Raw genomic sequence first — 12,669 nt, 5'->3', positions numbered from 1 at the left:
CGCTAAAGATGATTTAGGGTCTCCTCCAGCAGTATCGGATTAGATAGCTAAAGTAGCCTACAATAAATATAAACTCTGTAATATAGCGATCCTAGGCTAATTGCTAAGATAGTCGGTTAAAAAATGGTATCTTTTGCTGTATTATCCACAATAATAGAATAAAGTTGCAGATAAACTAGCACTGTTAACAGTAGATGGGTAGTTTAAACTAATTGAATTAAAGGAGTTTATTTGAACTTGAAGATGCGTGTAGATGCCGCGTTGTTTGACCACCTGATAGCTTATTCTTCCATTCCATTGATTGGAAGCGCGTTAGGTAGTTTATTAATCACCGTTTCGCAACTAGCATCCAACGAAAGTCGCATCGTGTTAGGCTGGCTTGGCCTAGTCTATTTAACCCTTGGCATCCGCATTTGGCTTACCCAACGCTGCAAACGCCAACTAGTTTCAATGGGCTATGATCCGGCTATCGCCTTTCGGTACGCGATGACTACCGGCTTATCGGGTATTGCCTGGGGAATGGGAGGATGTTTGCTGAGTGAGGCAAACCCGACAACCATGATTATAACCATCACCGCCATGCAGGCTATGGTAATGGGTGGTGTGTTAACATTGGGTACCTATATGCCTTCTTTTCTGGCTTTTGCTATACCCGCAACATTACCCATGAGCGTGGCTTTAACCTTAAATGGCGGCACCGCAAATAGCGTATTAGCCGTTTACAACTTCATCTTCCTGCTCATCATGATTAACATTGCTCAGCGTGTTAACAATTCGATACGCAGCAGATTGCAGTTAACTTTCGAAAATGAAGATCTGGTAAAAGCCTTATCTCAGGCACATGCCCATGTTTTAACCGCAAAAGAAACCGCAGATCAAGCAATAAAAGAACTTGAAACCATTTATCATAATATATGGGTAGGCATTATAGTTCTGAGTACTGATCGCGTTATTTTACGCACCAATCGCCATTTTGAAGAAATTATGTTTCGTTGGCAACATAATGAAATGATTGGGAAATCGACACGTATCGTCTATGCTTCTCAAGAAGATTTTGAATTAATTGATCGTACCGTTTATCCGCAATTTAATACCGGCAAAAATTACTTTAAATTCGAATCTTTATTTATTCGCAAGGATGGAACACAATTCTGGGGAATTGCAGTAGGATCGTTTATCGACCCCACTGATATTGAAAAAGGGTTAATCTGGTTTATTCACGACATCAGCGAAGAGCATCATTCTCAAGAGGAATTAAGTGCCGCCAAAGAATCCGCCGAGCAGGCATCTTTAGCGTTAATCGAAGCCAATAATAGAATATTATTTCAGAATAGCGAATTAGAAAGACTCTGTATTACCGATCAATTAACCGGTCTGTACAATCGGCGCAAACTCGATCAAGTGATTGTTGTCGAGCAAAAACGCCTGGAAAGAACCTTTCAAGCTTTATCGATTATCTTGACCGATTTAGATAATTTTAAGTCTGTAAATGATGTATATGGACACCAGGCAGGTGATGTTATTTTATCCACGGTCGCTCAACTACTTAAACAAGAGTTACGTGAATCGGATATTCTAGGTCGCTGGGGCGGCGAAGAATTTATGATTATTTGTTTAGATACCGATCTAAATGGCGCACTGGCACTGGCCGAAAAATTACGCAAGACGCTAGAAAACCACGTATTAGACATAGTCGGCACGCAAACCTGTTCATTTGGTGTTGCACAACTAACACAAAAAGAATCTATCGATTCGTTAATTACCCGAGCCGATAATGCCCTGTATAGTGCCAAAGATGCAGGACGTAATTGCGTTCATTTTGATAAAAGCGCTGCGGAATAGTCTTTAAATTAGTAGCATAAGTAGTGTTTACTTTTAAACTAAAAAAGTCATTGGGCTATTACTAAGATATCAGGATAAGCCATAGAAAAAGCTAAGTATCATGAGACAAGACGACTTAAAAATTTGCTGGGATAGATTAGTAACATGCAGATTGGAATAGACATAAACTTGTTTTAAATAGTGGTGTAATAGTATTGGTTACGAAATAGGGAAAAGTTATGCACATGTTTTTAATAACTTCCAAAATTTCTGTGGTTCGGACTTAAACCTCCTGTAGATCAATTTTTTTAGCAACAGGTTTGTTTGCCTCTTTCTATAATTTAATTAATAATATAAAAACTCGTTGATTAGGTTTTTTGTGTTGTTTTTTAGTCACTAGCTTCTAACACGTCACTGTACAACGAGTTTGTCTGGTTGGACCTATCGACGGCACTTTTGGCTGCGGTTTGAATGCCGGTTAGTATTAAAATTGTATCTACTTAACTTAATCAAAAGGAGAATAAAAATGAAAAAAAAATTTGTCAAGCTAGCACTTCTGTCTTCCCTGGCCTGTACTTCGCATAATGTTTTTGCGGCTGACCCCGCGGCTGATTGCTCAAATCTGCCTAATTGGAATACTTTGCAGAGCCATTTAGCCACAGTGGCACCCAATAAATCCTTAAACGGCGGTTTTGGTCTAAATATGTGGGCCACTGTCGTTAACCGAGACGGTTATGTGTGCGCAGTTGCCTATACAGGTGCGGATAGAAATGCACAATGGCCAGGCAGTCGGATTATTTCAGCACAAAAAGCCAATACCGCCAATGCCTTCAGCTTACCTAATTTAGCTTTATCTACAGCGAATTTATACACCGCCGTGCAACCTGGTGGTAGCTTATACGGTTTGCAATTTAGCAACCCTGTGGATACAAATGCGGCATATGCAGGACCTGCCGGAAATTACGGCCAAGCAAATGATCCCTTAGTTGGAACGCGAGTAGGCGGCGTGAACGTATTCGGCGGCGGATTGGCTCTCTATAAAGCTGATGGTACTCTGGTAGGCGCTATTGGTGTTAGCGGTGACACCTCTTGTGCAGACCATAATATTGCCTGGAGAACACGTCTTGCCTTAGGATTGGATCATGTACCCGGTGGAGTTTCCCATGATTCAGCCCGCCCCGACAATATTGTGTTTGATATCCACACAGTACCGGGTCTACAAACTGGAGTCAGTGCGAGTGGTTGGGGTCATCCAACATGCGTAAACACTGTGACAGCTGGCTCATTACCTGGCACCCACTAAACGGGCAGTGATCAGAAGCTGTTGTGTGAGCAACGGCTTCTTGATGACTCGATAAATAACAGACCACGCATTTTTTCATGAAACTTATCCTGCAAATCACCTTAGGCGTTTTTTTGGGTTCCTCAGCCTCAAGTTTGCTGCAGGATGTCTGGCAGCAGCATAAAGCCGAATTGCAGAAAGCAGAAAACGAAAAAGTTCTGGCGGAACAGGAAAAAATTAGGGAAGAACAAGGCAGACTGTTCGGTAACATCTTACAGCAGAGCCGGCAGTTAAATCCTGCGACCGCCCTAACGCCACCTGGAGATTTTATCCCGGATGATGCGCAAACTGAAAAGTCTAAGCCTTAATTAAAGGTATTGACATTTATTTTGCCCGCTTGCAAGTCGTGTTCTTTATACAACCAACACACATTGGAAACTAATTTATGAATTTTAATATACAGGCTGTTACAGCCGCATTAATATTGAGTCTGGGGCTTGTCGAAACCGTTCAAGCTAATTATATTGAGGCATTGAGTGAAACATTCGAGTCCGGTGCTACTTTTAACGGTATCGTCACTTTTGATAATAACTTTGATGCTCTTGCGGTTTCCGGCACACTTAGTGGTTATGCCCTGGGCACGGCAGGCTATGTGGGAGGTTCTGCGAATGAGTCAATAAGCTGGGTTTTTGATCCTACTTTTGATTATGCAACTGCGCCCCTTGCTTCAAATTTCTTATTAGATGCAGACCCAGCATCCTACGACGCAACGATTAATAATAGTCTGGTGTTTACTATTGACTTTACAAATGCCTCGGCTCCAGTATTTACTTCAAATGCATTTGATAATGGTATCAATTCGGGTTCAAGCAATTGGGATGCCTTAGTTTCGGGTACTGTAACGGCGGTACCAGAACCAGCCCTATTTTGGCTATTTGCCAGTGGCATACCGTACATAAGCTGGGTTGGACGACGGAAAACAACAGCATAAAACTCAGCGTTGATGAAGTTTTGAATATGTTCTTGTTTAGATAGGGTTAGGCGTGTAATAAATGATTGCACGTCATAACCCTTTTTGGCTAATACGACCTATTTTGGCTTATCGCATTTATCGTGGCAAAAGCGTGCATATAGGGGGCAGGATAGAATGGCACTGACTTAAGCGAGTTTTCTTTAATATTCAAAGATATAATTACGTAGAATGTGGTGAGGCACGAACCGCATCTTCCGCGAATTAGGCATAAGCTGAATGTTCAGCCGACTTGATGCGGTTCGTTACCTCCATATAGGGGTCAGGTTAGTTTACTGCTAAGTTAAAGTAACAGTGTCGTAATAGGGTTTCGCTTATTATTACGCTAGTACCGAAATGGGCAAATTTCCACAATCGGCTCGCCAACGTCGCCCACGCACCAAAACTCTCCACCTAACTTGTCGATCCGAAGCGGACACTTGCTAGACAAAATCTGAAGCATTTTACTAACAGGAAAACTTATTGCCTTAGATGCAGAGTTTTATTATCATTGCACCCAGCTTAGTTCTAGAGCCTCCGTTAAACCGCTTGCACTCAACAATTTTTAAAATTCAGTTAAATTAAAGGTGTTTACGATGACTACTACGCAAAAACAAGAATACCCCAATTCCTGCGCAGCAACGAGCTTATTATGCGCAGCTGTTGAGTTAGGTGTTACGACACTTCCAAAAAACAACAATTATAGCCTTTGGGGATCCGACGACTCCTTATTGGTAACCACCGATTGCCAAAAAAGAATTTACCAATGGACTAGCAATAATCCAAATAGACTCGATGCTAAAAATTGGGGGTATTCTATGCCATCCGATATTGCTAATTGTGCTATTTATTTAGGCTTGACTGTTAAAATCATGGTGTATTCTACCTATACAGTGACCGGTCTTAAATTTGCCTACAAAGATGAATGGAACAGGATAAGTACCCACCCAAGTTATGTAAGTAATTCATCAGGTAAATCAAACCATATACTTGCTAATAACGAAAGAGAGCTAAAAATTCTTGCCGAATGGCAAGATTTGTTAGGGCCTATCAAAAATATAGGTGCAATGCATTGTGTTATGGTTCGTCCAGGTGGCTCGGTCATGGAACCTGACGATGGAACAGACAAATCCAGTATTGCGAGCGATAAAAGTTATAATGGAATGCATGGCACCGGGATTTCCATAATAGTATCAAAGTAAGTTAATTCATGAAATAACGAGGACATACCTCGTTATTTCAGACGCGCGGTTACATAGGTAGGGTGTCGCAATACAGCTATGCCTATTCTAACTATTCTGGCTTATTGCGTTTATTTATTCTCCTGTAGTTTATAATCATAAATATAAATAGTATCATCATAGCAATGGGCATCACAGCTATGGCGTACCAAGATAGACATTGCTGATAGAGTACTACGACGATAGGCAAACAAAGAATACAAAATATAGCTTGGAGAGTTATGAAAGTCAGTGTTTTCAGCCCAGTAGCGCCAGCATGATAGATAGCATGTAATGCATACATTGGGTTATGTAAACGATGTAGATCGAAAACAAGTCCGGCTATATTGTGTACTAAAGGTATTAAGCTCAGATCAGCAATAATCATTAAAATTAGTGATTGGACATCCTGCTTGCGCAATAACTCAATCATTAATACTGGTAAAGTTATATAAAACAACCCACCTAAATATCTCCATAGATTCAGTCTGCTGTATAGATATCTAAAATTGATGATTAAAATATTTAGAGACGGGCTTCTCTCGGCAGATAGCCGCAAATAAGAACAAGGCTGGATATGCTGGCTGAGTTTTATTTTGCGATATCGAATGGAATATACTAAGCTGATCAGGCTGCCCAGAACTACTGCTAACGATAAAAACCATATGGATAAGTCGATTGCCATTGCCCACATCCCGACTAAATCTGCAAATACACACAAGACTAATCCCGGAAAAGCCTGCTGAAACAGTAATTGAAATACAGGTAGTTGCATCGCAAGAATTGCAATCGCAGTAATACGTGGAATGGATGATAAGTCACCCTGTCGTAAAAGCGTAATTTCTGCTCCGATAAATGGTAACAGTAACGGTAAATCTACTATCAACAATACCATTAGGTTTAACAGCATTAATTGGCGAGCTGATAAGAGCCGGGCAATATAACTCCAAGCACTTCCCCCACTTAAAGCCCTGATCTGCAATGCGCTCCAGCTCATGGCGATCAGTAATACCAACAACCACAATGCGATGGATTTTTTAATATGCCCCGGTTCGACGATGATAAGTACAGGTAAGCCTAGCATATGTAAAAGCATATTCAGCGGAGTTAGCGCTGGCGAGAAAATGAGTAAAAGGAATAAAGTCGTTTGCCAGCGCCTGAGCACTAAACCAAATGTTTCTGCAGCAAAAAAACGCATTCGCCACCAAAACAATTTTGCAAATATAGCTTTGTCTGATTTAGGAATGCACCTCATCATGAGCGCTCCAAACTACATAATTCGATCGTTCTGGCACCCAACTGAATTTGTTGATGCACATCCAGACAACTCAGTACGATTAAACTTTCTGATTTGCGCTGTTCTAGGTGTAAGCAAAGAAAATCAAACGAGGTATTATCCAAGCCATTACTCGGCTCATCTAATATCACCAGCGATGTATGGCACATTAACGCTGAAGTTAACAGAAATTTTCTTGAAGTACCAAGCGACATCTCGCCAAATTGGCAATTTAGATAGGGTACTAACCCAAAGCCTGCTAGCAGTTCTTCTTCAAGTTCAGGATCGAAAGCTCGAAGCGACTTGACGAATGATAGCCACTCACCACCACTTATAAAAGAATAAACTGGACAATTATCAGGTACATAGGCTATCTGTTGCATTAAGTCATGAGACTTATCAAGCAGATCTTCACCCAAAATAAATATTTCACCAGCGTCAGGCTGTATAACACCTGCCAGCAATGATAGTAACGAAGTTTTACCTGCCCCATTTGCGCCTGTTATGCAGATAATTTCTGGATTATCCCATACAAAATCGAGTTTACGAAAAAGCACACACTTACCCAAACGCTTTGTCAGTCCTTGTACTTTTACCATTTAAATCCATGCCTTAATCATATTTAATTTTTAAATATCGTTTTTTGATTATGAATACAACTTACTTTGATTGGTTTGTTGTTTTAAGTAAATTTTCCCTATAAATTTGATCTAAATAAGTAATTCTAAAGTTAATAAATCTACTTAGCATCGATAATTAGCATTATATATGCCAATATAGGCAACAAGAAAATGCGTGTAATTCACCTGTTCAATTCTAATTTTGTTGATTAACTGCTTATAGAACTACACTGTTGAATCACTTATGTTGCTACAGAAACAATCAGGGATATAGGTGTCAGATATAGGGGTCAGGTTACTTTATTACCCAGTGCAATTAGTTGTAAATATCTCAATCTCCCCCTCCCAAAGCTATTAGAAACAGACTTCTATCAAATAACGGATTAAGACCCTGAGTATACAAACGCGTAGTGTAAACAAGAATGTCGCAATACGATTTCGCCTGGCCCACCCTATTCTGGCTTTTCACGTTAATCTAAGTGATTCTAATAATTAATGAAAAATAGTTAGAGTGTATGCTATCCAAAATACATAGCTTTTTACCTAGACTATAGCGATTGGCGGTGATATAAAGAATACCAAAATCTACTAGGCATCTTAAACATGCAAACCAATGAAATTTTACTTTTTCTAGATGACCCAAACGCTCTAGAAAATATATACCAAACTAAACAATCTCAATTCTTGACTTGGCTAGACGAAGCGACTGATAAATATCCTGAATCAGAAACATTACGGGTTTGGAAGGCACGCTTGGCTTATTCGAAAAGTTTAACTGCAGATAAATCAGAAACTAAAATATTCTATGTAATTCTCATAGCCTTATTTGCAGGCACTTTGGTTAAATTACACGGACTCTGGTTCGTTAATGAAGACTGGTATCTGAAACGTTTTGTTTCCGTAATAGTTATTGGATCGCTCATTAGCTATTTTTTGTCTGCAGATTCTACTCTCGATAAAAGAATTCCAATATTAGGCGTGCTACTCTGCATCACGGTATTGATACTGATACCCAATACAAAAGATTCGCAATCTATAATCATGGCATTACTGCATATGCCATATGTTATGTTATCGCTACTAGCATTTACTTTCATGCACGGCAATTGGCAATCTAGCCATGCTAAGTTGCTTTTTGTGCGTTATCTCGGCGAAATGCTTATCTATGCTTCGATTATTTTGCTTGGGGGAATTGTACTGACTTTATTAACCTATGCATTATTCTCGCTAATTCATATCAGGATAGAAGAGTGGTATATGAGTTATGTAGTGGTCTACGGTTTGGTGGCATCGCCAGTGGTTGCGACGTATATTTACGATGTAGTTTTGGGTAGAGAGAGTCGTTTGGCGACTATTATCGCTAACATTTTTTCGCCCCTGGTATTGATTACCGTTTGTGCGTACTTACTGGTTATTATTTCTCAAGGGAAAAGTCCCTATTCAGACCGTGACTTTTTAATCACTATCAACGGACTATTGCTTATTGTATTGGCAATTACAGTTTATTCGGTCGCTGGTAAAAATAGTAAGGATAATAATAGTCAGTTACTGGATGGTATTAATATTGGTTTGGTGACGGTAACACTACTTATTAATATCTACGCACTTTCTGCCATCGTTTTCAGGTGGGCAGAATATGGTGTAACGCCAAATCGGTTAGCAGTAGCAGGTGCAAATGTTTTGATATTTGTACATTTGCTACTGATTTTGAAAGATTATATTGCACATATCAGGCAGCAGGCTACATCGCAACAGTTACTAAATACCGTTGCTAACTATTTACCACTTTATTCAGCATGGTCAGCTTTAATGGTAATTGGTCTGCCTTTGGCATTTGGTTTTGTATAAATACTATTTGTGTTAAGGGTAAAAATGAGACAAACTGCTTTATGCTAATATAAATCCTACTTTGCATATGGGAATATGATTTCGCCTATTACGACCTGTTACGGCATTTCGAGTTGAATAAAACTAGTGATTAACTGGCACTACATCAACAATATGCCGAATTAAACTCGGAATTCAATTTTAGAGGTATTCTTAATGTCTTTTCCCTATTTGAGCGATTTGATCAATCCTATTTTTGGGACCCAATGGAATATTCCCATCGCCATGTTTGGTAGCTTTGTTGCGATCGCCATGATAGTCTCAACAATAGTAGCCAAACGCGAAATCATTAGATTAGAAAAACTCGGCCTTTTAACAAAGGCTACAATCGCACCAGGCGTTTTCGTACCAACACATAAAATCGTTGACAATTTGACCGTAATTTCTTCGCTATTTGGGATGCTTGGTGCCCGCCTTTTCCACATTCTTGAATACCCACAGGTATTCCTTGATAACCCAATAGGCATGATATTAACCCGTGGTGGATTCTCTATTTATGGAGGACTCATATGCGGCGGAATTGCCGGGGCGGTTTACTTAAAAAAACGCGCGGTTCCCCTGCTCCCCATGCTTGACGCGCTTGCACCTTCAATGATACTTGGATATGGAATTGGACGGATCGGTTGTCAAATATCGGGTGACGGCGATTGGGGTATTGCCGCAATCATGGACTTGAAACCAAACTGGCTTCCTGATTGGTTGTGGGCACAAACCTATACAAACAATATTGTTGGCCTCGTAATCCCAAGTCCCGGTGTTTATCCAACACCACTTTATGAAGTATTAGCGGCCTTTGGCATTTTTTTATTTTTATGGGCAATAAGGAAAACAAAATATTCAAAGGGGTACATGTTTTCAAGTTATTTACTATTAACTGGCTTTGAAAGATTGCTCATTGAAAAAATTAGGATTAATAGTAAATATCATTTTTTTGGAATTGACTTCACTCAAGCAGAATTTATTTCAACTGTTTTAATATTAATCGGATTATTAGGCATCCTAAAGGCGACCCAGGCAAAGCGAATATCTAAGGTAGTATTTTCACTATTTATTTTAGGCGCATTGTCAGCCTGCTCTAAATTGTAAGCATGTTGGGCTTCGCGTTGTTATAATCAACCTACATTTTGGGTTTGTAACCTATTTATGGCGAGGTTCTATGACAGTAGTGACTGTCCAACAACCAACACCTTAGCACCGCAAATATTACCTTGTTTTAAGGCGAGCAACGCCTGATTTGCCAGTTCCAAATCATACACTTCAACTTCGGGTTTAAGGTGCATGTCTGCGGCCAAACTCAAAAATTCTGTGACATCTGCACGGGTAATATTGGCAACGCTTTTTATTTCCTTTTCTTGCCATAGATGCTTAGAATAATCTAATTGCAGCAAACTTTCTTTATCATGTTCTTTGCGTATAGCATTAATCACCAATCTACCCCCTGCCTCCAAATTAGCCAAGGCTTCCACAACTGGCAGCCAGGCAGGTGTCGTGTCAATAATATTATCTAACTTAACGGGTGACGTTTCAGTCGTGTTTCCAGCCCAATTAGCACCTAAAGACAGCGCAAATTGTCTTTCTTCTAAACTACGGGCAAACACATACACTTGCGTGTGTGGATACAGGTGCTTTGCCATTTTTAGCACCAAATGACCCGAGGCACCAAAACCTGTTAAACCCAGAGACTGACCATCTTTATGTTGAGTCAGTCGCAACGCGCGGTAACCAATTGCACCCGCACATAACAAGGGCGCTGCTTCTACATCCGAAAAAATTTCTGGAATGACATAAGCAAAATGCCCTGCAACCGTCATGTATTCAGCATAACCACCGTTTGCATCACGTCCGGTTGCCAAAAAATCGGGGCATAAATTCTCGTTGCCAGCTAAGCAAAACTTACACTTTCCACACGCAGTAAAAATCCAGGCAACCCCTATTCTGTCACCGACTTTTAAGTGGATAACAGACTTACCTAGCGCCACAACTCGGCCAACAACTTGATGACCTGGCACTATAGGTAAATTCAGAGGTGGTGTTCTACCCTCAATTTCATCAAGCTCAGTATGACAAACGCCACAGCAAGACACTTTCAGCAGAATCTCGGCGTCGCCCGGTACCGGTACCGGTATTTCCGTAAGCACTAAAGGTGATGGGGTATCATTGAGATTGCAAAGCTTATTCAAGAGCATGGCTTTCATTAAAATATCTCCACTGGGATAGGGTCGAATAAATCAAAAATGCCATTTTGATGCTGGGTAAGCTGGGTACCGCTAATCTAACATAACACACTTGCTAATATTAATGACTAATAATTGTACTTGATTAGCAAGATACCTCAGCTGAACGAAGCCAAGCAGCAGGACGGGGCCCTACAGATGCAGCCGCCACCAGAAGTCTTATCGGGAGCGTATCGAGTTGGAATCGTCGATTAAAACGAAACTCAAAAGCCGCCAAGTAGCGAGAAGCATATTTGGCGAAGTTGAATGAATGATAAGAACCGCCCAAACTGGTTTTGAGATTACCAAGGATGGTGTTAATCCACTGAAACACAGGTAGATCTTTGGGTTTACGACCAGCTGTAACGATGACATCATGCTGACAACCGGCTTCTGTCACCCCGGCAAAACAGGCGAGGCCATCAGAAAGTACTGTACAATCTGAGACCAAATTTTCTTTGGCCCACTGAGCAATCGCTTTGAGTGTAAATCCACTCACTGGCGTTAATTTGAGATACCTGGGGTGTCCATTCTCATCCAGTGATAGTGCCGCCACAAAGGGTACCTTGTTTTCAGAACCCCGTCCGGCCTTGCCACCGCTAAGCTCACCGCCTAGATAGGCATCGTCAATCTGGATTTGGCCGCTCAGCGGATATCTTGTTTCACGTTCGGACATGGCTTCCATCAACTTATGCTGCATAAGCCATGCTGTGTGGTAACTGACCCCGAGATATCGCTTTAGCGCGAGCGCAGACAAGCCTGTCTTCGCTTGACTGATCAGATAGATCGCCAGAAACCAGGTCGTTAGCGGAAGCTTGGTGCTCTGGAACAGCGTACCGGCTATGAGTGATGTTTGGTGTCGGCAAGTCGTGCACTGAAACATTTTGAGCGTTCCTATCTGGAATTCACAACAATTTGTGTCTTCGCAGCAAGGGCATACAAAGCCGTCAGGCCAGCGCGATTTCTCCAGAACGGTTTCACATTGGGCTTCGGTGCCGTAGTGTTTTAGAAACTCAGGCATAGACATACCGGGTTGAAACTGGATGCGATTGATTGACATGGTGCACCTCTTAGATGGGCTGTGCTCAGTCTACTCGCTTTGCGGAGGCTCGGCTGAGGTATCTTGCTAATCAAGTAATTGTATGGTTAATTAGAAATCTGCTAAATTTATTGATGATAGACAATGCAACGCGATGGGTGCCTTGCAAATAAAGGCCTGGCGAGTCAAATTAATGCGTATATGCAATGCGGCATAAATACAATAAAATATTGGGTTAATGTCAGAAAATGTGAACCATTCACGGTTTATAGTCATCCACAAAAAATAGAGCTTTTTTGAAA

The 12,669-nt window shown here is 40.9% G+C and carries 11 protein-coding genes; 7 read left to right on the top strand and 4 right to left on the bottom strand.

All coding sequences use genetic code 11. The features are described from left to right. The first annotated feature begins 243 nt into the window (after positions 1–243). The 5 genes from ABH008_RS12520 (at position 244) to ABH008_RS12500 (ending at position 5,314) form a co-directional block, all read left to right on the top strand. Positions 244–1,842: a diguanylate cyclase gene (locus ABH008_RS12520; protein WP_347989970.1), complete on the top strand. Its 1,599-nt coding sequence runs from the start codon at positions 244–246 to the stop codon at positions 1,840–1,842. 505 nt (positions 1,843–2,347) lie between these two features. Beyond that, on the top strand, positions 2,348–3,124 hold the full coding sequence (locus ABH008_RS12515) for a heme-binding protein (protein WP_347985956.1): 777 nt from the start codon (positions 2,348–2,350) through the stop codon (positions 3,122–3,124). Positions 3,125–3,201: 77 nt separating this feature from the next. After that, complete coding sequence (locus ABH008_RS12510; protein ID WP_347985955.1) at positions 3,202–3,471, top strand: hypothetical protein; 270 nt, start codon at positions 3,202–3,204, stop codon at positions 3,469–3,471. Between the two features lie 77 nt (positions 3,472–3,548). After that, positions 3,549–4,094 (top strand): hypothetical protein, encoded by a 546-nt coding sequence (locus tag ABH008_RS12505; protein WP_347985954.1) that lies wholly within the window; start codon positions 3,549–3,551, stop codon positions 4,092–4,094. Between the two features lie 614 nt (positions 4,095–4,708). Continuing rightward, positions 4,709–5,314: a hypothetical protein gene (locus ABH008_RS12500; RefSeq protein ID WP_347985953.1), complete on the top strand. Its 606-nt coding sequence runs from the start codon at positions 4,709–4,711 to the stop codon at positions 5,312–5,314. 91 nt (positions 5,315–5,405) lie between these two features. On the opposite strand, the gene ABH008_RS12495 is transcribed toward ABH008_RS12500, so the two are convergent. After that, positions 5,406–6,530 (bottom strand): hypothetical protein, encoded by a 1,125-nt coding sequence (locus tag ABH008_RS12495; protein WP_347985952.1) that lies wholly within the window; start codon positions 6,528–6,530, stop codon positions 5,406–5,408. Between the two features lie 56 nt (positions 6,531–6,586). Further along, positions 6,587–7,207, bottom strand: a complete 621-nt coding sequence (locus tag ABH008_RS12490) for an ABC transporter ATP-binding protein (RefSeq protein ID WP_347985951.1) — start codon at positions 7,205–7,207, stop codon at positions 6,587–6,589. Between the two features lie 624 nt (positions 7,208–7,831). Between ABH008_RS12490 and ABH008_RS12485 the strand changes: the two genes are divergently transcribed. Together ABH008_RS12485 and ABH008_RS12480 are read left to right on the top strand one after the other, a co-directional pair. Continuing rightward, positions 7,832–9,076, top strand: coding sequence for a hypothetical protein (locus ABH008_RS12485; protein ID WP_347985950.1), 1,245 nt, complete (start codon positions 7,832–7,834; stop codon positions 9,074–9,076). Positions 9,077–9,271: 195 nt separating this feature from the next. Then, positions 9,272–10,201, top strand: a complete 930-nt coding sequence (locus ABH008_RS12480; RefSeq protein ID WP_347985949.1) for a prolipoprotein diacylglyceryl transferase family protein — start codon at positions 9,272–9,274, stop codon at positions 10,199–10,201. 68 nt (positions 10,202–10,269) lie between these two features. Here ABH008_RS12480 and ABH008_RS12475 read toward each other — a convergent pair whose 3' ends face one another. Together ABH008_RS12475 and ABH008_RS12470 are read right to left on the bottom strand one after the other, a co-directional pair. Further along, entirely contained in the window at positions 10,270–11,310 is a 1,041-nt protein-coding gene (locus ABH008_RS12475) for a zinc-dependent alcohol dehydrogenase family protein (protein ID WP_347985948.1), read from the bottom strand. A gap of 124 nt (positions 11,311–11,434) precedes the next feature. Next, entirely contained in the window at positions 11,435–12,388 is a 954-nt protein-coding gene (locus tag ABH008_RS12470; protein ID WP_347985947.1) for an IS1595 family transposase, read from the bottom strand. Positions 12,389–12,669 lie beyond the last annotated feature (281 nt).

The sequence above is a fragment of the Methylomonas sp. AM2-LC genome (assembly GCF_039904985.1).
In the GTDB taxonomy this organism is placed as follows: Bacteria; Pseudomonadota; Gammaproteobacteria; order Methylococcales; family Methylomonadaceae; genus Methylomonas.
Note: the sequence above shows the minus strand (reverse complement) of the source record. Positions and strands in the feature narration are given on the sequence as shown.